Source organism: Ruminococcus hominis, assembly GCF_014287355.1.
In the GTDB taxonomy this organism is placed as follows: domain Bacteria; phylum Bacillota; class Clostridia; order Lachnospirales; family Lachnospiraceae; genus Schaedlerella; species Schaedlerella hominis.
In genome coordinates this window covers 3025786-3048584 of the sequence record NZ_JACOPE010000001.1, presented here as the reverse complement: position 1 = coordinate 3048584, position 22799 = coordinate 3025786, and the positions used below count along the sequence as shown (strand labels likewise).

The 22799-nt window shown below is 37.4% G+C and carries 23 protein-coding genes and 1 pseudogene; 22 read left to right on the top strand and 2 right to left on the bottom strand.

Translation table 11 applies throughout. From position 1 onward, the window contains the following. Positions 1-18: 18 nt before the first annotated feature. From H8S40_RS13870 to H8S40_RS13850, 5 genes and pseudogenes are all read left to right on the top strand, one after another. Positions 19-894, top strand: coding sequence for an aldose 1-epimerase family protein (locus H8S40_RS13870; protein WP_186865436.1), 876 nt, complete (start codon positions 19-21; stop codon positions 892-894). Between the two features lie 245 nt (positions 895-1139). Then, positions 1140-1541, top strand: coding sequence for a hypothetical protein (locus H8S40_RS13865; protein WP_186865435.1), 402 nt, complete (start codon positions 1140-1142; stop codon positions 1539-1541). Positions 1542-1559: 18 nt separating this feature from the next. Beyond that, positions 1560-2351 carry a GTP pyrophosphokinase gene (locus tag H8S40_RS13860; protein WP_186865434.1) on the top strand — a complete coding sequence of 264 codons (792 nt, stop codon included), beginning with the start codon at positions 1560-1562 and terminating at the stop codon, positions 2349-2351. Positions 2352-2526: 175 nt separating this feature from the next. Continuing rightward, entirely contained in the window at positions 2527-2781 is a 255-nt protein-coding gene (locus H8S40_RS13855; protein WP_147365682.1) for a hypothetical protein, read from the top strand. Positions 2782-2887: 106 nt separating this feature from the next. After that, a pseudogene (locus H8S40_RS13850) lies at positions 2888-3016 on the top strand (sporulation transcriptional regulator SpoIIID); the annotation flags it as partial. Between the two features lie 137 nt (positions 3017-3153). Here the strand turns inward: H8S40_RS13850 and H8S40_RS13845 are convergent. Then, positions 3154-3792 carry a BAR domain-containing protein gene (locus tag H8S40_RS13845; RefSeq protein WP_186865433.1) on the bottom strand — a complete coding sequence of 213 codons (639 nt, stop codon included), beginning with the start codon at positions 3790-3792 and terminating at the stop codon, positions 3154-3156. 736 nt (positions 3793-4528) lie between these two features. On the opposite strand from H8S40_RS13845, the gene H8S40_RS13840 reads away from it, so the two are divergent. The 11 genes from H8S40_RS13840 to guaA all read left to right on the top strand — a co-directional run bounded on the left by H8S40_RS13840 (position 4529) and on the right by guaA (position 16613). Beyond that, the gene (locus H8S40_RS13840; RefSeq protein WP_186865432.1) at positions 4529-5755 is read left to right on the top strand and encodes an AAA family ATPase; all 1227 of its coding nucleotides are present in this window, start codon (positions 4529-4531) and stop codon (positions 5753-5755) included. Further along, entirely contained in the window at positions 5748-6452 is a 705-nt protein-coding gene (locus H8S40_RS13835) for an RloB family protein (RefSeq protein WP_186865431.1), read from the top strand. The genes H8S40_RS13840 and H8S40_RS13835 overlap by 8 nt, the downstream gene beginning before the upstream one ends. Before the next feature lie 44 nt (positions 6453-6496). Beyond that, positions 6497-8368 (top strand): P-loop NTPase fold protein, encoded by a 1872-nt coding sequence (locus H8S40_RS13830; protein WP_186865430.1) that lies wholly within the window; start codon positions 6497-6499, stop codon positions 8366-8368. A 164-nt stretch (positions 8369-8532) separates the two neighbouring features. Next, positions 8533-8910: a recombinase family protein gene (locus H8S40_RS13825; RefSeq protein ID WP_366482582.1), complete on the top strand. Its 378-nt coding sequence runs from the start codon at positions 8533-8535 to the stop codon at positions 8908-8910. A gap of 48 nt (positions 8911-8958) precedes the next feature. Further along, the gene (gene spoIIID / locus H8S40_RS13820) at positions 8959-9213 is read left to right on the top strand and encodes a sporulation transcriptional regulator SpoIIID (RefSeq protein ID WP_022075516.1); all 255 of its coding nucleotides are present in this window, start codon (positions 8959-8961) and stop codon (positions 9211-9213) included. Between the two features lie 74 nt (positions 9214-9287). After that, positions 9288-9890, top strand: coding sequence for a thymidine kinase (locus H8S40_RS13815; protein ID WP_186865429.1), 603 nt, complete (start codon positions 9288-9290; stop codon positions 9888-9890). 22 nt (positions 9891-9912) lie between these two features. Further along, on the top strand, positions 9913-11157 hold the full coding sequence (locus tag H8S40_RS13810) for an ABC transporter substrate-binding protein (protein ID WP_186865428.1): 1245 nt from the start codon (positions 9913-9915) through the stop codon (positions 11155-11157). Beyond that, positions 11157-12857, top strand: coding sequence for a sensor histidine kinase (locus H8S40_RS13805; RefSeq protein WP_186865427.1), 1701 nt, complete (start codon positions 11157-11159; stop codon positions 12855-12857). Before H8S40_RS13810 ends, H8S40_RS13805 begins: the two co-directional genes overlap by 1 nt. Before the next feature lie 35 nt (positions 12858-12892). Continuing rightward, positions 12893-14434 carry a response regulator transcription factor gene (locus tag H8S40_RS13800; RefSeq protein WP_186865426.1) on the top strand — a complete coding sequence of 514 codons (1542 nt, stop codon included), beginning with the start codon at positions 12893-12895 and terminating at the stop codon, positions 14432-14434. A gap of 189 nt (positions 14435-14623) precedes the next feature. Continuing rightward, positions 14624-14854 (top strand): HPr family phosphocarrier protein, encoded by a 231-nt coding sequence (locus tag H8S40_RS13795; protein ID WP_022075512.1) that lies wholly within the window; start codon positions 14624-14626, stop codon positions 14852-14854. Positions 14855-15065: 211 nt separating this feature from the next. After that, positions 15066-16613 (top strand): glutamine-hydrolyzing GMP synthase, encoded by a 1548-nt coding sequence (gene guaA, locus H8S40_RS13790; protein WP_022075511.1) that lies wholly within the window; start codon positions 15066-15068, stop codon positions 16611-16613. Between the two features lie 292 nt (positions 16614-16905). Here guaA and H8S40_RS13785 read toward each other — a convergent pair whose 3' ends face one another. Continuing rightward, a complete protein-coding gene (locus H8S40_RS13785) occupies positions 16906-17436 on the bottom strand; it encodes a helix-turn-helix domain-containing protein (RefSeq protein WP_009247529.1) in 531 nt (176 codons plus the stop codon). Positions 17437-17884: 448 nt separating this feature from the next. On the opposite strand from H8S40_RS13785, the gene H8S40_RS13780 reads away from it, so the two are divergent. The 6 genes from H8S40_RS13780 (at position 17885) to H8S40_RS13755 (ending at position 22533) form a co-directional block, all read left to right on the top strand. Beyond that, positions 17885-18073: a helix-turn-helix domain-containing protein gene (locus H8S40_RS13780; protein ID WP_009247528.1), complete on the top strand. Its 189-nt coding sequence runs from the start codon at positions 17885-17887 to the stop codon at positions 18071-18073. Then, entirely contained in the window at positions 18074-19165 is a 1092-nt protein-coding gene (locus tag H8S40_RS13775) for a site-specific integrase (RefSeq protein ID WP_009247527.1), read from the top strand. Continuing rightward, entirely contained in the window at positions 19155-19490 is a 336-nt protein-coding gene (locus H8S40_RS13770; protein WP_009247526.1) for a plasmid mobilization protein, read from the top strand. Before H8S40_RS13775 ends, H8S40_RS13770 begins: the two co-directional genes overlap by 11 nt. Beyond that, positions 19480-20634 carry an AAA family ATPase gene (locus tag H8S40_RS13765; RefSeq protein ID WP_009247525.1) on the top strand — a complete coding sequence of 385 codons (1155 nt, stop codon included), beginning with the start codon at positions 19480-19482 and terminating at the stop codon, positions 20632-20634. The genes H8S40_RS13770 and H8S40_RS13765 overlap by 11 nt, the downstream gene beginning before the upstream one ends. A gap of 334 nt (positions 20635-20968) precedes the next feature. Next, on the top strand, positions 20969-22129 hold the full coding sequence (locus H8S40_RS13760) for a plasmid recombination protein (protein ID WP_009247524.1): 1161 nt from the start codon (positions 20969-20971) through the stop codon (positions 22127-22129). A gap of 26 nt (positions 22130-22155) precedes the next feature. Then, positions 22156-22533, top strand: a complete 378-nt coding sequence (locus H8S40_RS13755; protein ID WP_009247523.1) for a TnpV protein — start codon at positions 22156-22158, stop codon at positions 22531-22533. Positions 22534-22799 lie beyond the last annotated feature (266 nt).

Genomic DNA, 22799 nt, shown 5'->3' with positions numbered 1-22799 from the left:
AGTTAGGAGGAATTACGAATGGCGGTTAAGTTGGAAAATGAATTTCTATGTGTAGAGATTGCAGAGATGGGGGCAGAAGTAACACGAATTTACGACAAGACAGAAGACAATGAGATTTTGTGGGAAGGGAATCCGGTTTATTGGAAACGTCATTCACCGGTTTTATTTCCAAATGTAGGTAAGACATATAAAAATAGAGTACTGATTAACGGAACTCAGTATCCAACTTCCCAGCATGGATTTGCAAGAGACAATGTATTTACATGTATTGAAGCTGCAAATGAAAAGGCTTCTTTTATGTTACGTTCTTCAGAAGAGACAAAAGAAGTTTATCCGTTTGATTTTGAATTGCATATTAACTACAAACTGAACAAGAAAGAACTTACAGTAGAGTGGCAGGTTAAGAATTGCGGGGATGAAACAATGTATTTTACAATTGGCGGACATCCGGCATTTCGATTTGCAAAGCCAGAAGAAACAAAAGCAGACTATGTATTAAAGGTTCCGGGAAAAGAGAAGCTGGAGTATGTTTTAATCGATATAAGCTGTGGATGTGCAAATGTAGATGAGGTTCATACGTTGCAGTTGAGTGAAGAAACATATCCGTTAAGTGATAAGCTGTTTGCAAAGGATGCACTTGTAGTGGACAATGGACAGATTGAAGAAGCATGGCTGTGCCACAAGGACGGAACACCATATGTTGGAGTTCGAAGCGCAGGCTTTCCGAACTATGGTATTTGGTCAGTAGAAGGAGCTCCATTTGTATGTTTGGAACCTTGGATGGGACGATGCGATAATGTTGGATTTAATGCAGAGTTATCCGAGAAACCAAATGTAAATAAAGTGGAAGCAGGAGAAAAATTTATAAAAGATTATACAATCGTAGTTGCATAATTCTTGTAAGTCAAACTGCCAGGAGTGAATAGGGGAAGATAGAGTTAATTTCTGGTTACTGTTCACAGTACCTGTGACCAGCAACGCATCTCGCCATTTTAAATCGCCTTTGGCGATGGGCGAGATGCCGTTCAAGATAAAACGTGCATCCTCCGTGTCAATCAGCGTAGTGATTGACACGGGAGTGAATAGTAATGGTTTCTGTGCAGTAATTAAGAAACAGGAAGAGGCAGCGGGAGGAAAAAATGGGGAAAGAGATAGAAAAAAGTGGTTTTCAGAAAGTACTTTCAGAGATTGACGAGGCAGTAAAACCATACAACTTTGCAGACGGTGTGTTACCGGGAATTCTTATTTACGATGATACTCCATCTTGCGGAACATATCAGCTCGGGATAGTAGATTGTTCGGAGGAATCAAGAAAGAATGATAATAATGTAGAACCGGTGTTTACAATCCATGTAAATGGATGTGAGCAGCCGGGAGAGAACATGTTCGGTGATTCACAGGGAGTGATGAAAGAATCAGACATTCCGACATTTTTTATAGAATTAGGAACAACAATCCGAGGAACGGGCAAGACATTCGATACTTGGGTTAAAGATACACCGGAAGGGTTGAGAAAAATCCTAGATCAGTATCTGAAATAAAAGGAAAAGGTGAGTCTGATGGGTAGACTTAATTTTGAAAATAAAACAGAAAACAGACGGAATCTCGAAAGCAAATTGGAAAAAAGAAAAGAAGACTTTGTACGAAACAATTTGTTGTCAGACGAATTTATTGAGTTTGTTCAGAAAAATAAAAAACCATTTGATACATTAATGTCTTATTATCAATGTGCAATCATGGAGGTTGAGACAAAATTTAAGGTTTTGAGCGAAGAATATTCACTGGAGTATGATCGAAATCCGATTGAAAATATTAAGTCCAGAGTAAAATCGTTTGACAGTTTACTAAAGAAAATCCGCAGAAAAAATATTCCGCTTACAATGACATCGATTGAGGAAAATATTCAGGATATCGCAGGGGTTCGCGTAATTTGTTCTTTTCCAGATGATATTTACAGGCTTGCAGATTGTTTGCTGAGTCAAGATGATATTATTTTGTTAGAGAAGAAAGACTATATAAAAAATCCAAAACCAAGCGGATATAGAAGCCTGCACCTGATCATACAAACACCGATTTTCCTTCAAGAAGGAAAAAGGATGGTGACAGTAGAAGTGCAGCTTCGAACGATTGCTATGGACTTCTGGGCAAGTCTGGAGCATAAGCTCCGTTATAAGAAAAACATTTCCGAAGAACAAAGTGCATTTCTGGCAGAAGAGATGAGTCAGTGTGCAGAAATCAGTGCATCACTGGATGAGCGTATGCAGAAAGTAAAAGACATGCTTATACAGTCGGAACAAGAGTCGAAAGAACCGGAGAAGCCAACACGATTACTGAACTTGATAAACCGGTAGGGATAAACCGGTAGGGACGGAGTTTGTGGCTCTTTTGAAACCGGTAGGGACGGAGTTTGTGGCTCTTTTTACAAATAATAGATTTAACATTCTATTACATGGATTTAACATTTACAGACATCTGATTTAACGTCAGCTTGCTAAACTTTCAAAGTAGAAAGGGAAGGAAGATGATATGATGAAAAAAATATGGGATTTCTGTAAAGATAAAAATTTAGGAAGAGAGAGCAAAATTAGATTATTTTTATTTTTGAATATCATTTGCTGGTGTGGAATCGGAGCAGTACTTTGGCTTGTAGTAAGCAGAGTTGCTTTAGATAATATGACATGGCTTTTCGTATTCATCGGATATGCAGGAGTATTTCCTGGATGGATTGGCGGAATGCTTAAAATGATGAATATGGGAAATGAATTGGTATTGAATAAATAAAAAAATGTGGAATTTTTTTCTGAAAGACTTCCAGAAATTTGAATCAGACATACAATAACAGACCCTTGCATAGATTGTAAAAAACAAACTATGCAGGGGCTTTTCTATGAGAGATTATATTGAAGAGCGGGCAATCGAGATTGCAAATTACATTATACAAGAGAAGGCAACAATCCGGCAGACAGCAAAAAAATTCGGAGTGTCAAAATCAACTGTGCATATGGTAGTAACAAAATAGAACGATATATATGGAGAATAAAATAAATATAAATAATACAAAGAAAGCAATAGAATGATGAAAGGAGCGGAGAACGCGGAAATTAATCCGCTCCTTTTTGTTAAAATTTAAATCCAGCGGGAGTAATTATTAAATTATGATATATGAGTAAGTATGTGATTATATTTTTGAATTAAGTTTATTGCCAGTTCATCAGAATAATTCTTTTCAGAAATGTCTTTCCAATATAAGCTATACAAGTTTTTTAGTTTTTCAAATAATGTTTGCGGATTGCATAAATAGTAAGGACCGTTTGGTTGAATGATTGTATCTAGTTGATATGTTAATGCAGTATTGTTCTTGGTTTGACCTTGATGTAATATACCACATCTAATTCCTTTATAAAATAGTATTGCAAGATCTTCTGATATAGTTGGATCTAACAATGGTAAAATTTCTTTATATGCGTTTCCTACTGTACCGCCTTCGCGGGACTCATCATATCCATTTTTCATTTCATAGAATAATTCAATAAGAATGCAATTAATTCCCATAGTGATAAAAGCAGTATTTTCTGGGATGTCGAGTTTTGCCAAGCATGTATGAATATTTTTAAGTGGTAAAAAATAATTTTCATTAATACGTATTTTCATATATTTTTTGACTTTTTGAAAAAGTTTTGTGGCTTCTGAGTGATCAGCTTCGCTTATAGCAATATTTAATTGTTCGCCTATTTGTTTTGCATCTTCAGTTCTAAGTTGTTTACAAAACCATGTTTTATTTGAATCAAACATAAGTATACCATCCTTTTTTGTCTATAGTTTAATAAGGTAAGTTGATGTACAAGTTTTAACGGTGAGTTATAGGTTCAAGTCTCTTCTGGAAAGTGATTTTAATTGTTCTGTGCCAAAAAGATTTATAAAGTTTTCTCGGAGTTCATCAGTCTTTTGAGCAAATGAAATCCATTCTGAAGCCTGAGATTCGCTGTAAAATCATTTGGGAGAATGTATTCCTAATCAATTTTCTGTTATCTGAATGCTTGATATAATCTGCTTCCAAATTTATAAACTAGATTCAGTATATCATTTAATTGTAGCACTGTCATAGATTATCGAAAAGTAGGGAATGTATTTGGAGTTAAAAGAGAAGAGCAAGAGCTACTTGGGTAATATTGTATTGTAATAATCAAAAATAATATTTAGAAATTAGGAATATCATATTGGCTACATTAAAACTGTAAGCAGGTAAAAATTGAATATTTTTTACAGAGCATTAGGAAACGAGGGCGCTTTTTGAAAACCTTGAAAGGAAATATTATGTAAATGGTCAGAAACCTCTGAATGAATAGATGAGGAACGGATTTAAAAGCACTAATAGGAAGTATAAGGTGTATAATTTTGTCGAAAATTGCTGGAATATAAATTACAACATAAAATATGAGATTCTATCTCATAAAACTGTTGCAAAAATAAAAAAAGGGAATATAATAAGGATATAGGCAAGAAGTTTGGACTAATGGAGGTAAATAAGATGTTATGCCAATTTACAGTGAAAAATTTTAAGAGTATACGGGATGAGGTAACATTTGATATGCAGGCTGCCGCCATTTCTGAGCATGAAGACAGAATTATAAAAGATAAAGATGAGGAATTATATTTACCGGTATCTGCTGTATACGGACCAAATGGTGGAGGCAAATCTAATGTTCTTGAAGCGTTACACAGTCTGGTTACGAAGGTGTTGAGACCATTATATGCTACAAGTAATAACGAAGAGATTGCAATAAAAATGAAAAAGCTTGTGATAGAGCCGTTTGCTTTTGATGAAGAAACAAGAAATGAGCCAACAGAATTTGAACTGTTTTTTAGAACGGCAATGGCAGAGTATCGCTATGAATTAACCGTAAAAAAAGAAGTAATCGAATATGAAAGACTGGACCGCATAAAATTGGAGACAGGACGAAAATCAGCACTTTTTGAACGAGATGAAGATGAAATTACTTTGAAAGGTGCATTTGCAAGATTGAAAACCAGTGATGAATTATCTGATACATTGCCATTGTTATCGTATCTTGGAATTACTTACAGCAAAAACGAAGTGGTACAGGATGTGCTTGACTGGTTTGATGAAGAAATTGATTTCCTGAATTATGGAAATCCCATGCAGGAATTACGAATGGCTATTTCCAAGTCAGAGGATGTAAAAAAACTGATGCTTCAGATGATTCAGGAAATGGATTTGGATATTGTAGATTTTCGTGTAGAAGAAAAGGAGAATGACCGGATCGAAGTGTTTACAAAACACGTAGTAGATGAATATGAAGCAGAATTGAATTTATTTGATGAATCCAGTGGAACAAAGAAATTATTTGGCCTGCTCCCATTTATTGCAAAAAGTTTATTGAGGGGAACAACTCTTGTAATTGATGAACTGGATGCGAAAATCCATCCGGTATTGCTTAAATATCTTATTATGACGTTTAGCAATATGGAAAAGAATAAAAAAGGTGCTCAGTTGATTTTTACATCACATGATCTGTCTACTATGAACAGTGAAGTATTCAGAAGAGATGAAATATGGTTTGTAGCTAAAGGAAACCGTCAGAACTCAAAATTATATTCTCTTGTAGAATTTAAAAATAAGAAAGGTGAGTCTGTACGCAAGGATGCGAAGTTCGATAAACAGTATCTGGAAGGAAAATATGGTGCAGATCCATACCTCAGAAAGATTATAGATTGGGGGACGGTGAATGGCTAAAAGAGGCAGAAAAGAGAAAGATAACTGGAAGAAGAAACGTCGGCAGGAATATCTGGAAAAGAAAGAATTCCGCTACTATATTTTCTGCGAAGGACAAGCAACGGAACCTAAATATTTTCAAGGATTCAAACGGTATATTGAAGATAATCCCATTTATCGGGATATGGTGTTGATTGAAATTGAAGGCTGCCAGGCTGAGACGATGCGGGTAATCGGAAAGGCTGAAGAGTATGTGCGTGAGAATAAGATCACAAAAGGGCAGATATGGTGTGTCTATGATAAAGACAGCTTTCCATCCAGTGATGTCAATGGAGTAGTCCAGCGGGCAGAAGTATTAAATCAAAAGAATCCGGATATTCAGTATCATGCGGCGTGGAGTAACGAGTGTATCGAATTCTGGTTCATGTTACATTTTGCATATTACACATCAAATAATCATAGATCCGAGTATAAGAAGTTTTTGAATGAGAAATTTCAAGAGCTGGGAATTGGGAAGTATGAGAAGAATATGGATGACATATTTGAAACATTGATGAATGGCGGAAGTCCCAAACTGGCAATTCGATATGCGAAGCGAATTATACAAAATGGAGAGGGAAAGACACCGGCAGAGATAGCACCGGGAACGAAGGTTTATGAGCTGGTGGAGGAACTGGCGAAGTATTTGCCGGAAAAAATGCAAAAGACATTTTTGTAAGAGTGAATATTTTCAAATGATTTATGGGGACAAGAGAGAAGAAAATGCAAAAGACGATAGAGAAAATATTTTTAAAATTAAAGATGAATATAGATTTTTTGGCAATTATTAGTATTTTTGGTATTTTAATTTATCGGATAGATATTTTACGTAAAGTGTGCAAAAATATTTGTATATATTTTATTACATGGTATGTAGACATTGATTTGGTAACTATTAAAAATATATATTTGTGTGTAGAAAAACTATTTAGAATAATTATTGCTACATTTTTAGTGATTCAATTTCTAAATTGGTTACTAGAATTAGTATGGGAGCGATGGTTGAAAAAACAGAAAGGTACTAATCGTTTTGAAACAAGTCTTCTTAGGTATTTGCAGGATTCAAGTATCCCACGTTGTTTTTTAGTTACGGGTGAATGGGGGACGGGAAAAACATACGAGGTAGATAAGTTTTTTGATAAGTATTTTCGTTATTCAAAAACCAAAGTATATAGAATTTCTTGCTTTGGACTTGATTCGCGGAAGGAATTAGTAAAAGAAATCAGTAATACTATCGAACAAAATGATAAGTCTTTTTATGCGCTGTTGATAAAAGCAATGCAATTTGTACCTATTATCGGAGGGGCAATTTTTAAATTTTTTAAGAAAGCATATGGATATGATTCGATAAAAAGTGGTTCGATTTTTATTTTTGATGATTTTGAAAGAATTACATCTAGGGCAATAGTGAAAGAAAAATCTCCGCATTTATATAAAAAAACATCTTTTTTGCTTTCGAATGCTACACGTGGAAAAAATTCTATATCGGAATTTAAAGAAATTGTAAAAGAATTTGAGCATGTGGGAGAGTCCTTTCAAAAAATTGAAAACTTCTTTAGCTACAATTTGGAGAGAACAGATATTGACAAATATAATATCGCGATAGGTCTCATTAATGATATTATAGAGAAATATGAAATGAAAGTAGTTATTATATGCAATTCGGAAGTCTTGGGAGAGAAATTTATTTATGATATCTTGAGAAGTAAATTGAATTGTATTGAGTATAGAAAAATTGTTTTACCGGAAGTCAGAATATCTGTAATAGATAAGTGTATTAAGAATAAAGTATTATTAGATGATGAAAAACAGAAAATAATAAAAGGTTTCTTGAATGAAAATATTAAATATAATATAGACAATATATTGTTTGAAGGACAATTTAGCAATTTGCGTCTTTATGGCAATTTACTGGAGGCTTTTATTATAACTGCGGATTTATTTGATAAAAAAGATCTTACGAAAGAGTTTATGAACTCGTTGTTTAATAGCGTTATGATTGCACATATAGCTTTTTATGATAAAGCGTTTGATAAGTTGAGTATTTTTCCGTCTGGTGCGAATATAGAATTTCTCATGAAATTATTTTACGGTGGTTCTCCAACCTTAATACGAACACAACAAAGGATTGACGATGTAAAGTGGATAGATATTAAAGTTTCTGGATATTGGATTTTTAATCTATCTAGACCTGATGAAAGTGATAGTATTGTTGAAGAGTGGAAAAAATATCAATATTATGAGACTGAAGAAAAAATATCAATAAGTTTTCAAGAACTGGTAGACGAAACAAACTATAATATGCTTCATGTTTTCTACTTCCAACAAAGTATGGATAAATATGATAAAGAAGGAGAGTGGGATTATAAAACGTATGTTGATTGTGCCTTAAAACAATATGATTTAACTAGAAATGAAGAGGTACAGTATATTGTAGATATTATGAGTCAAATATTTGAAGGGAGAATTTACCAGAATTTTTTTGAATACCTTTTCAGTAAATTGATACAAGGTCATGAAAATCAAGAAATTATTGGAACGACATATATACATGATATGTATAACACATATCGGTTAAAGAAAACATTGCATTGATTAAGCGTAAATTTTGTTTGTTACTGATGAGGCGATTGCAATTAGTTTATAGGGGATTGTTGAAGTGAAGTTCAATAATCCTCTTTTGGTGTTTACACCCATCATGCTTATGATATAATAAAAGATGTAACAGAACGATATAACTATAACAGAGATGTAACACTATGAACATAGCAGCCTATTGCCGTGTCTCCACCGACAAAGCTGATCAGTTCAACAGTCTGGAAGCTCAAAAAGAATTTTTCTCAGGATACACCAAGCGCACAGGGGACACTTTAGTTAGATTATATGCAGATGAAGGTATTTCCGGAACAAAAATAAAAAATCGTAAAGAATTTCTTCGCATGATGGCTGATGCAGAGCATGGATTGTTTGATATGGTCGTTGTAAAAGACATCTCTCGTTTTGCCAGAAACACGGTGGATCTTTTACAGAATGTCCATAAGCTGAAATCATTGAAAATTGAACCTCAGTTTTTTATGAAATATATACTGGAAAAATCATCAATGGCAAGTAAGAAATTCGAATCAGACATACAATAACAGACCCTTGCATAGATTGTAAAAAACAAACTATGCAGGGGCTTTTCTATGAGAGATTATATTGAAGAGCGGGCAATCGAGATTGCAAATTACATTATACAGGAGAAGGCAACAATCCGGCAGACAGCAAAAAAATTCGGAGTGTCAAAATCGACTGTACATAAGGATGTTACCGAGCGTCTGTTCCAAATCAACCCATCACTTGCACATGAGGCACGTAAGGTCCTCGATACAAACAAATCAGAGCGCCACATTCGTGGTGGACTTGCTACCCGAGAAAAATATTTACATTTACATGTATAGAATACTTAATTTTATTGCTACTATCTTTAATAGTAAGGTATAATCAATACAGAAAGAGATAGAGAGGTTACGAAATGGCAAAATTATATTTCCGATATGGAGCGATGGGAAGTTCAAAATCTGCAAATATTTTGATGGTTCGCTATAACTATGAAGAGCGAGGTCAATATGCCGTATTATTAAAACCGAGAACTGATAACCGCGATGCAGAGGAGGAAATCCATTCACGTATAGGATTGTCCGCCCCGGCAGAATATGTCGATGAATTTTTGAAAGAAATTTCAGGAGCATGGAGTGCAGATAATGAGAAATATTTGTATCATGGAAAGATAGTGGATGCAGTGCTGGTAGATGAAGCACAATTCCTTTCCGAAAATGATGTGGATATATTATCAGATATTGTGGATTTTTATAATATTCCGGTTCTCTGTTATGGACTTAGAACAGATTTTTTAAATCATTTGTTTCCAGGTTCGAAGCGGCTTATGGAGATTGCGGATATAATTGAAGAGGTTCCGACAATTTGCTGGTGTGGAAAACGTGCACAGTGTAATACCAGATATGCAAATAGGAAAATTGTGCGAGCGGGTGCACAGATTATGCTGGGTTCCAATGAAAGTTATGTAGCACTTTGCAGAAAACACTATAAAGAAGGAAAGTTATGGGAGCAGGACTAATACAGAATACGAAGGGAGCAGCATGAACAAAAGAAATCTTTGGAGAAAATGGTACATTTTTTTAATTGGAATCTGTCTTGTAGTTGGACTATTGACCGGATGTCAAAAAGAGAAAGAAACGTCGGTTAAGCCAGTACAAACTTTGACGCTTTGGCATTATTTGGATTCTTCTGCGAGTAAGCAGGCATTATTAGAGATTACAGATACATTTAATCATTCGCAGGAAAATATTCAGGTAGAGATACAGTATGTACCGGATGAAGATTTTAAGAAACATCTGGCACTTAGTATGGCAGATGGAGATATGCCGGAGCTTGCACTGGTGGATTCTTCTGATTTGAATTATTTCAATGCGATGCAGTCGTTTGTAAATGTGACAGAGCAGATTGAAAATCTGGATGATTATTTACCGGAGGCAATAGCATCCTGTAAGGTGGATGGACAGATGAAAGGGATGCCGCTTGGGATGAATTGTGCTGCTTTATTTTGTAATACAGAGATATTGGAGGAGGCCGGTTTACAAGTTCCAAAAACATGGGATGAATTACAGGAAACAGCCTTAAAATTAACAAAAGATAATCGTTACGGTTTTGCTATGCCGGCACTTCGAAGCGAAGAAAGTGTTTTCTCGTTTTTGCCATTACTTTGGGGGTATGGAGGGGAAATAGCAGAAATAGAATCAGAGGAAAGTCAGGCTGCATTTCTAAAATTAAGAGAACTGTCGGAATCAGGAGCAATGAGCCCACAGGTAAATAATCTGATTACTGGCGATATTGTAAGACAGTTTATGGAAGGAAATGTGGTTATGGTTCTGGTTACATCTGCTTTTCAGCAAACAATCCAGAAAGAAAAGCCAAACATGAAATATGTAATGACACTTCCGCCGTCCGGTAATGAAAATAAAGAATGTGTAACCGCAATCGGCGGAGAAGTTCTTGTAGTAACGCCTGGGGAAAAGCAGGATGAAGCGCTGAAATTTGTTAAATTTGTTTCTGAAAAATGTCAGATGGAAAAATTATTAGAGCAGATAGGATATCTGGCTCCACGCGAAGATATTTTGCAGGAGCAGATAGCAGAAAATGAAGATTTAAAGAATACCTGGCAAATTATGCAACAAGCCCGGCTGAGAGAATTTTCAGTGGATTGGCCATATGTATCTGTTGCGTTGACAGATGCAATGGAAGAAGAGATCGTAGGAGAGATACCACAATCGGTGATTATATCAAATCTAGCAGAAAAATTAAGGAAAAACAGGGAGGCAAAATGATGAAAAAAATCAAAAGCCTCAGAGGCAGAATATTTGTGGATATAATGATCGTGGCAATGTTTCCAATTTTAATTTTTGCTATTATATCGCAGGGAAGTCTGCGTGTCTGGCAGAAGAATGATTTACAGGAACGGATGCAGGCAAATCTTGAGAATGCAGATCGATGCTTTGATATTCAGTTAGATAAGTATAATGCGATTCTGTTTGATTTGTGTACGGATGATGTAGTAGTTGAGGCTGTTGAAAATATTAATAATAATGATGATGCGATGGAAGTTAATACCAGTAAATTACGTCATGAACTGAGTCATGTTTGTAATCGAAATCAAGGAATAGAAGGTATTACAATATTTCTTGCAAATGGTGAAGTCATATTTTACGATAAACAAAATTCATCATCTACATCCAGTGACTGGGCAGGAAAAGTACATTGCCCAGAGGTAAAGAAAGAGCAGGTTTATCAAGGACAGATACAACCGATAGTTGTAAATGACAAACACACATATTTACTGCAAATTGCTAGAAATCTAATCGATTATCGAGATATTCATGAAAAGCTTGGAACCGTTGTATTCAGTATAGACGAACAGTTGATTTCGAATATATTGCAGGTCGGAGCAAATGCGAATACTTATTTGCTGGAAGGAAATTATGTTATAAGTGCACCATCGGTAGCCAAAATTGGGCGGACTTTAGATTCAGTAAAGAATACGAGAAAAAATTTATATATTTCTAAAGTGAATCAGATGAGTCAGTTTACTATTTGCATAGAAAGAGATATATCGACATACAGAAAAACAATGAATGAACAAGTTGGTCTGCTACTAGGTGTTGCGTTTATTGCGTTTCTTGTTATGATTTTTTTAAGTTATATTTTTACTCGTCCATATATTCATGTTATCCAGAGTGTAGGACAGGGATTTCATGAAGTTGAAACGGGAAATTTTGAAACACGTCTGGAATTTTGGAAGCGTGCACCGGAAGAAATAAAAGATATAGAATTCGGATTTAATGAGATGGTGGAAAATCTGGATAATTTGATTAATCAGGTGAAGCAGGCGTTATTAGAGCAGAAGAATGCAGAATTATCTGCATTGGAAGCTCAGATTGACCCACATTTCTTATATAATACATTGGACAGCATTAATTGGAAAGCAATTGAAAATGAACAGTATGATATCAGCAGTATGTTGGTTGCTTTGGCGAATATTTTACGATATACGGTGGACAATGCAGGCGGAACATCAACATTGGCACAGGAACTTGGATGGCTGAAACAATATATGTTATTGCAGGGGACAAGGCTGGGAAAAATTCCTGTTATTGAGACAGATATACCAGAAGAACTATTCGGATTTCAAATTCACAAGCTATTGTTGCAGCCATTCGTGGAAAATTCAGTAAAATATGGATTTTATGGCAAGGAAGAAGAATGTGTGTTAAAAATATCAGCGAGAAAAATGGAGCATCAGATTCATATACAAATCGAGGATAATGGTAATGGAATAACACAAGGCAAGATTGATGAATTAAATGATGAGCAAAGAGATATGACAGGTCATCTGGGTATAACAAATGTGAGAAAGCGGTTGAAATTATATTATGGTGAAGAAGCAATGGTATATTTTGAAAGCGAAGAACACTTATATACGAGAGTACATTTGTTTATACCAATGACGGATGAATATCAAAAAGCGTAACAGTAGGGGAAGAAAAAATAGAAACGGAGGGGAAGATGAGAATTGTAGTTGTTGAAGATGAAGCACCAATCCGAGAAGGCATGGCAAAGATTCTTAGTAAAATAAATACAGATTATAAGGTAGTCGGGACCGCCGTAGACGGAGAAAAGGGGCTGGAATTGATACGGAAGGAACGGCCGGATCTTGTTATTATGGATATCCGTATGCCTCGCATGACGGGATTAGAAATGCTTTTACAATTGCGACAAGAGCAAAATAAGTGCAAGGTAATTGTGTTATCGGCATATTCAGATTTTGATTATGCAAAACAGGCAATTGAATTAGGTATTGAAAATTATTTGCTTAAACCAATCAATATAGTAGAATTAAAAAATGCATTACAGCAGGTAGAGGCTGAGTTGGCAAAAGCGCAGAATCAAGACAGGGCTTTCTCGCTTGAATACATTTTCAATAGTTGTATCAACGGGCAACTTCAGCCAGATGACGCATTTCATAAAATGACGCAAGAAAAATATGGATTTACAGTGAGAGATTCTGCTGAAATAATGTTGATATGGCTTGGAGAAACATATGAAATGCAAATTGAGAGATTAAAGCTTATGATCGAGCAGGGAGTTGGTCAAAGAGTAAGCTATAGTATGTATATGCAGGAAATGGAAATATGGCAGTCATTGGTTATCATATTTTACAAAAATTCGAAAGATACATCATTGTATACATATCTTTCAGAACAAGTGTTGCCAACGGTGTATAAACGAATGAAGATACCAATGGTTAGTATGTGGAAAGAATCTGAAGAAATATGTTCGGTTTCTTCAGATTTAAAAGAAATGTATACACATCTTGAATGGGCATTATTATATGAAGAAGGTAAATTAATCAGAGTAAGTGAAATTGAATCAAAACAAGAGTCAATTCAAAATGGAATCGAGAAATATCCGATGGAGTTGGAAGAACAGGCTAAGAAGTCAATGTTAATAAAAGATAAAGAACAATTAAAATATTGTTATCATCAATTGCCACAATATTATCAGGATAATCCGCAATTTCCAATGACGATAAAGAAAGATATTATTCGGTTTTTCTGGTCACTTGCCAAAGTAGGTGGATTAAAGATAGACGGAAAAGAACCAGATATTCAGGAAAAATTGAATCAGATATCAGGTGCAGTGTGTTGGTTCCAGATTCAGAAAATTGTGGAGCAGACAATACAAATTGTTCAGAACTTGGAGGAGGAGAAAACTCCGGAAGAACATACCAGTGCCATGGTACAAAAGGCACAACAACTAATCCTGCAATATTATGATCAAGGAATCACATTGGAAGAAATTGCAGGAAAGTTAGTTGTGTCAGAAGAATATTTAAGTACGCAGTTTAAGAAAGAAACCGGAATGACATTTTCAGAGACTGTAAGAAAATATCGTATAGAAAAAGTAAAAAAACTATTGCTGGAGACTCCTTTTAAATTAAATCAAATTGCAGAATTAGCAGGGTACAGCGATTCAAAGTATATGAGCAAGGTATTTAAAGAAGAAGTAGGAATGCTGCCGAGCGAGTATCGAAAATCATTGCATTAGCTAAGGGAATGTTATCATTTAAAATCAACATTTTTATAATAAAGTTGTTTAAAATATTCTACCTTTTTAAAATATTTCGTCTTTTTTTGTCGAAAAACAGTGCTAATATAATTAATGTGAAGAACAGATTAAAAAGACACAGTAATTAAGAAAGCTGTAAAGAATATATAGAAAAGAAGGTAAAAAATTATGAACGAAATGAAGATAACATTTAAAAAACCAGAAGAAATATTAGATTTTGTAAACAAAGTAGAAAAATATGATTGTGCAATGGATATGAACAGAGGGATTTATGTAGTTGATGGTAAATCCATTCTCGGAATTATGAATCTTGGGCTGAACAATATCATCAATCTGAAAATATATGATGAAGATTGCGAAGAATTAAAAAAAGAAATTGCTCAGTATGCAGTTGCATAAGAAAAGATTAAAGTATATGAATAAAGTAGACACTGTGAGAAAATGAAATTATTTTCTTTCGGTGTCCTTTTTAAAATAAAAGAAAAATGGGACAAAAGTCAAAATTTTTTCTTGTAAATGAAACTACAGTATTTTATAATTGAAGTTAGTCTGAAATATGCAGAATTAATTGGAGGGAATGGTAGAGATATCATCCGAAAGGAGGAACATTTTGAAGAACGAATTAGTGATAGTTCTCGATTTCGGCGGACAGTATAACCAGCTGGTAGCCAGACGTGTCAGAGAATGTAATGTATATTGTGAAATTTATTCCTATAAAACAGATATAGAAAAGATCAAAGCGATGAATCCAAAAGGAATCATCCTCACAGGTGGCCCAAACAGCTGTTACGAAGCAGATTCACCAACTTATACAAAAGAATTGTTTGAATTAGGAATTCCGGTTCTTGGTCTGTGCTATGGGGCACAGTTGATGTCACATGTATTAGGCGGAGAAGTAAAGCTTGCAGATGTTCGTGAGTATGGTAAAACAGAAGTTATCATTGATAAGCCTGAGTCAAAAGTGTTTGCAGGAGTCAGCACACCAACAATTTGTTGGATGAGTCATTTTGACTATATTGCACAGGTCGCTCCGGGATTTGAGATTAGTGCCCACACAGCAGACTGTCCGGTTGCAGCAGCTGAGAATGCAGAGAAAAAATTATATGCGATTCAGTTCCATCCAGAAGTGCTTCATACAGAAGAAGGCACAAAGATGATCAACAACTTTGTGAAAAATGTATGTGAGTGTGCAGGTGATTGGAAGATGGATGCATTTGTAGAAGAAACAATCCAATCAATCAGAGAGAAAGTTGGCGGCGGAAAAGTATTACTTGCCTTGTCGGGAGGAGTTGATTCTTCTGTGGCAGCAGGACTTTTGTCAAGAGCTATCGGAAAACAGCTGACATGTGTATTCGTAGATCATGGTCTGCTCCGTAAAGATGAAGGAGACGAAGTGGAAGGTGTGTTTGGACCAAATGGCCAGTTTGATCTGAACTTTATCCGTGTGAATGCACAGGAGAGATATTATAATAAACTTGCCGGGGTTACAGAACCAGAAGAAAAACGTAAGATTATTGGAGAGGAATTTATCCGAATCTTTGAAGAAGAAGCAAAGAAAATTGGAGCAGTTGATTTCCTCGCTCAGGGAACTATTTACCCGGATGTGGTAGAAAGTGGTCTTGGCGGAGAATCTGCAGTGATCAAATCTCACCATAATGTAGGAGGACTTCCTGATTATGTTGATTTTAAAGAAATTATTGAACCATTGCGCGATCTGTTCAAGGATGAAGTTCGAAAAGCTGGATTAGAGCTTGGAATTCCGGAAAAACTGGTATTCCGTCAGCCGTTCCCAGGACCGGGACTTGGAATCCGTATCATCGGAGAAGTGACAGCAGATAAAGTACGAATTGTTCAGGATGCAGATGCGATTTATCGAGAAGAAATTGCAAATGCCGGATTGGATCGCAGTATCGGACAGTATTTTGCAGCGTTGACAAACATGCGAAGTGTTGGAGTTATGGGTGATGAGAGAACTTATGATTATGCTGTTGCGCTTAGAGCGGTTAATACAGTGGATTTCATGACTGCTGAGGCAGCGGAGATTCCGTATGAAGTTTTGAATAAAGTAATGAGTAGAATTATAAATGAGGTTCGTGGGGTTAATAGAGTATTTTATGATCTGACGAGTAAGCCACCTGGAACGATTGAGTTTGAATAAATCGAGTTGCTTAAAAAAGCCAGTGTTTATGCGGGTTTCAGCGATTTCGATTAGTCTTTTGATAACAAATTGATAACAGTCATAGCAAGTGCCATTATTCTTGTTATCCAGTGGTTTATGGGTAACGGAACAATTAACAGGTGGCTTGCAGACTAAAGTTCGGAGCTTGGCTCTGAACAAATTCCATATTATAAACTAAGCCCTTAGCTGTGGTTAATAACCATAGTTAAGGGCTTTTTTGTCGTTGCCAAAGCATCTGTAGGGAGCTGCCAGTGGCAGGTCCTGTAGGTGCTTATTTATCTTTCAAGTGGTCTTTGAATGCTTCCACGAGAGCGTCACTTAATTCCTGTGATGGAACTTTTGCCCAACGCTGTGTGGTGTCGAACTCTGGATAATGGTAACGCCAGTTATCGTATTCTTCTCTGTTGATTTCTTCGGAAGATAGCTTGTCTGCCTGTTCTTTCCAAGCATACAGCATTTTGAGGAGTTCATATGCTTCTCTGCCTTTGTCCTTGTTGACCTTTAAGCATACCTCTCCGTCTGCTTCACTGACAGTAAGACCGTAAATATCTTCAAGGGTAAACAGAGTGTGCATAAGACCGATATAGCTGTCTATGTCAGGAACATCAAGAGCCTGTGGAGAAACATCAAGCACCTGTGCCAATGCATTTGTAAGGTCTGCTTTCGGTTTGCGTGTACCAGTTTCGTACTGTGCCAAACGCACATCAGCACTCTTTTCTGGAAAACCGATTGCTGTACCGAGATACTTTTGTGTCATACCACGCATTAGTCTGAAAAAATGTATTCTTTCGCTGATAGCCATAATGATACGCTCCTTTTATATTTAGTGAAATAAGTATAGCAGAAATGTTTAGTGGAAGTCAAGAAAAACCGAAACAAAAATGTTTAATATTTTCTTTGCAACCACTTGACAATAGCAAATATGTTTAGTAAAATAAATTACGAATTAAACAAATATGCTTAATGCGACAACTGAATGACCGTCCGAAAAGCCAAACCGCCAAGACCTCGTCGGAGCAAGTTCCGTATCGTTCGCTTGTGTGCAAGCACAAAAGCTCATTCGCTGCACTGCTCCTCCTCTTCCCCAAAAGTCTCCGACTTTTCGGGAACCCCTATACGAGCGAGCGCCTGATGTACTGCGGTGCATTGGGACAGCACAGCGCCTGCCGACAAGCAGGAGTGCCTGTTGGAACTTTAACACGGAGAAAGCGGCAAGCAAAAAATTATTTTAAGAAAGGAAGAAAAAGGATATGGAAAACAGATTTATCCGAGCCGAAGATGTGGCTCAGGAACTAAACGTATCAAAACCTTATGCATATAAACTCATCAGACAATTAAATGAGGAATTGAAAGCAAAGGGCTTTATTACGATTGCAGGGCGTGTAAATCGCCAGTATTTTTACGAAAGGCTCTACGGAGCAGGAAAGGGGGAAATGTAAATGCCGGTATTTAAGAATGAAGATAACGGTACTTGGTATGTGATGGCAAGGTATGTGAACTGGAAAGGGGAACGCAAGCAGAAATGCAAGCGTGGCTTTGCTACCAAACGAGAAGCACAGGAATGGGAAAGAATGTTCAAATTGCAGACTTCTTCAGACCTTGATATGAGTTTTGAAGCCTTTACGGAGCTTTATATCAATGATGTGAAGAACCGTTTGAAGGAAAACACGTGGCTTACCAAAGAGCATATCATACGCACAAAGATACTTCCGTATTTCGGGAAACTGAAAATCAGCGAGATTTCCACAAAGGAGATTATTACTTGGCAGAATGAAATGCTTGCCTATCGTGATGAGAAGAAAAAGCCTTATTCACAGACGTATCTGAAAACGCTGCACAATCAGTTGTCCGCCATTTTCAATCACGCTGTCCGCTACTATGAACTGCGTTCCAATCCTGCGGCAAAGGTGGGAAATATGGGACGTGAGGAACACAAGGAAATGCTGTTCTGGACAAAGGAAGAATACAAGAAATTCTCTTTTGAGATGATGGACAAGCCTGTTTCCTTTTATGCGTTTGAAATGCTTTACTGGTGCGGTATCCGAGAGGGCGAGCTGTTAGCTTTGACTCCGGCAGATTTCAACTTTGATAAGGAAACAGTCACAATCAATAAATCCTATCAGCGTTTGAAAGGGCAGGATGTGATTACTTCTCCGAAAACGAAAAAGAGCAACCGCACGATTAAAATGCCGAAGTTTCTGTGTGAGGAAATGAAAGAATATCTCGGTATGCTTTACGGATTGAAGAAGAAAGACCGTATCTTTACGGTGACGAAAAGCTATCTTCATCACGAGATGGACAGAGGGGCAAAGGCGGCAGGCGTGAAGCGTATCCGCATTCACGATCTCCGTCACAGCCACATTTCACTCTTGATTGATATGGGCTTTTCTGCGGTGGCGATTGCTGACCGAGTTGGTCACGAAAGTATTGATATTACTTATCAGTACGCACACCTCTTTCCGTCAAAGCAGATTGAGATGGCAGAAAAATTAGATGATTTAGGGAAAGGAGATTTTGAAAATGTCAGCTAAGAACAGAGATAACAAAAATCGTTGGAGGAATATCACAGTAGGGTTTCGAGTATCGCCCGAAGAAAACGAACTCATTAACAGAGCTGTAGCTCTATCAGGATTGCCAAAACAGGAGTATTGTTACCGCCGTTGCTTAAATCAGGATGTGGTGGTACAGGGCAATCCGAGAGTGTATAAGGCGTTGAAAACGGAATTTGCCACAGTCCTTGCGGAACTGAAAAGGATTGAAGCAGGAAAAGGTGTGGATGATGAACTGCTGAGTGTAATAGAACTGATTTCCATTATTCTCGGCGGTTTGAAAGGAGAGGATGCGAATGGAGAATAAAAAAGAAATGACTATTCCAAATGTATCTGCGGCAACAGATGCGGAACAGTCACTTTCCAAATGTACTGACAATAGTATAGTCAATCAGGATACGGATTTCAAGGGGTACGAGCAATCTTTTGAAGAAATGCAAAGGGAAATACTCAGACAGTTAGACCCTTCCTATCTGAAAACAGTATCAATGACAACGCTGTATGATACGGTGTTTGAGGTTCAGACACCACTTATCGACGGTCTGCTCCAAAGGGGAACTTACCTTTTCGTAGGTTCCCCGAAAGTGGGAAAGAGCTTTATGATGGCACAGCTTGCCTATCATATCAGCACAGGCACACCGCTTTGGGAGTATAAGGTGCGTAAGGCAACGGTGCTTTATTTTGCCCTTGAAGATGATTACCCACGTTTGCAGAAGCGATTGTTTCAGATGTTCGGTGCAAAGGAGACAGGCAATCTGTATTTCGCAACGGAATGTAAAACGGTCAATGGCGGACTGGAAGAACAGATAAGAGGGTTTATGAGGGAACACCCAGACACAGGCTTGATTATCATAGACACCTTAAAGCGTGTGCGTGAAGCAGGCGGAGCAGATTACAGCTACGCAAGTGATTATGATGTTGTGGCAAGGCTGAAAGCGTTGGCAGACAGTTACAAGGTTTCAATGCTTATTGTTCATCATACACGCAAACAAAAATCGGAAGATATATTCGATATGATTTCAGGCACGAATGGTCTGATGGGTGCGGCAGACGGTGCATTTGTTCTCAGTAAGGACAAGCGTACTTCCAACAATGCCACACTTGATGTTGCTGGCAGAGACCAGCAGGATATGAAAATCCATCTTGTAAGGGACAGCGAGCGATTGGTGTGGAACTTTGCAAAATCGGAAACGGAGATGTGGAAAGAACCGCCCGAACCTCTGCTTGAGAAGATAGCGGATACGCTCTTTTCGGAAAGTGACAGATGGGAAGGAACTGCTTCGGAACTTTGCGAAAGGCTTGCGGTGGATATAAAGCCGAATGTACTTTCTTTAAGGCTCAGTATCAACGCAAGCAGGCTGTTTCGTGATTACGGTATCCGTTATCAGAACAGCCGCACACACGACGGAAGAAAGGTTTCACTTTGGAAAGAAACCGAGCAGACGGCGTGACAAACGGTGTCAAAGGTGTCAATGTTTTTGAGAGCAGCACGCTGTGAAAAACATTGTCACCATCGTCACACTTTGACACCGGATAAAGTTTAGGGGAGTGTGCAGAGAGTGCCTTTTCAAAGGCGGCTCTTTGGTCTCGCCTGCTGGCTCGGTCGGTTCGCAGGCGTGTGTGCCACCGGCACACGCTCACCCCTCGGAGAGCCTTCGGAGAACGCAAAACCTGTTTACAGGTCGCATTTTTGATGGGTGTACCCGTCAAAAGTGCTTTTGCGTTACTTTTGACAAAAGTAACAAAACCTGAGAATGTTGAAATTTACAGATGGGAGATGAAAAAATGCAGAGAACGATAAGTGCAATGGTCGGTAAAGGCTCGGTCAATCACAATAGCCGAAAGTTCCGAGCAGAAAATGTAGACGGAACTCGTACTCATCTCAATATCGACTACTGCAATGAAAATATAAAGACAGTTTATCACGAATTGTTTGATGAAGCATTGGAAAGATACAATGCCAAGCAGATAAGGTCAGACCGAAAGATAAAAGATTATTATGAAAAAATCCGAAGTTCCAAGCAGGAAAAACCGTTCCACGAAATCATTTTACAGGTGGGCGGTAAGGGAAATATGAACGCCGATACGGAAAACGGAGAACTGGCAAAGCAGATTTTAGATGAATACTATCAGGGTTTTCAGGAGCGAAATCCACAGCTTCGGGTGTTCTCGGCTCATCTGCATATGGATGAAGCTACACCACATCTGCACATAGATTTTGTACCTTTTACCACAGGCAGCAAGCGTGGACTTGATACAAGAGTGTCACTAAAGCAGGCTCTTGCAACGCAAGGTTTTAAGGGCGGCAGTCGTGGCGATACGGAGTGGTCGCAATGGATACAGTCCGAAAAAGAACAGCTTGCGGCGGTGATGGAACGTTATGGGATTGAGTGGGAACATTTAGGCACACACGAAAAACATCTTTCTGTTTTGGATTATAAAAAGCAGGAAAGAGAAAAAGAAGTGGCGGCATTAGGTGCGAAAATCGAGCAGAAACAGATTGAATTTGATGTGTTGTCGGAACGAGTATTGAACTATGATAAGGCAAAAGACGAGCTGTCAAATCTTGAAATAGAGCTTGATACTGCACCGAAATATCAGTTGCCAGAACCAGAGAAATTTATGACTGCAAAGGCATATAAAACCAAAATGGCAGAGCCGGTTGTAAGGAAATTGAAGCAACTTGTCAAAACGGTGCTTGCCCGCTGCTTTGAGGGGTGGGACAACTATCATAGGCTGAATACAGCGAATGCACAGTTATACCGCACCAATCAGCGTTTGGAGAAAGTCAATGAAAGATTGACCGAAGAAAACAAAATCCTAAAAGCAGAAAATAAAGATTACAGCCTGCTCCGTAAGGTTTTTGGTCGCAAACAGATAGATGATTTGTTGGAGCAGGCAAGAACAGTTAAAGGTCGCAAGCGTGATAATACACGATCACGATAGACAAAAATCACAGGAGGAAAAGGAAAATGACAAAGACAATTTTTGAAGAAATGGGCGGAACTTATAGACAGGTGGGTGATTATTTATTGCCGAACATCACAGTACCAGCCGAAGAAGAAATAGAGCCGATTGGTTTATGGGGGAAACGACATGCAAGGCATTTAAAGGAACACTATAAAGTGTTATATATGAACCTGCTGACAAGCGGAAAGCTGCATAGTTATCTTGCAGAAGTCGATAAGCAAGCAGAGGATATGTTTCTTCGACTGGTAAAGGAATATGCCGACAGACAAGATGTGACGGAACAATTAAAGAAAGATAATCCCTACGAATGGATTGGAAGAATGAATAATATTCAGGCTTGTGTGAGGGAAGTTGTAGGAACGGAGTTGATTTACACATAAGCGTTTTACGGTATGGTGCTCCTGCGTTTGCTGGAGTGCTGTGGTTGTGGTTGTAAAGAGGTTGTGAAAGATTGAATTTCGTAATGGTTGGATGTATAATTAGGAAGTGAAAATTTTAATTTGCACTTCCATAAGGTGAAATGTATTGACACAAAAAATACAGTATGATAGTATTGCCATTAGAAGAAAGAAAGGCACATTTTGTGTAAGGTGAGGAAATGATTAATAGATAATTTGATTTAAGTAAGACACATATAGTTATTGAG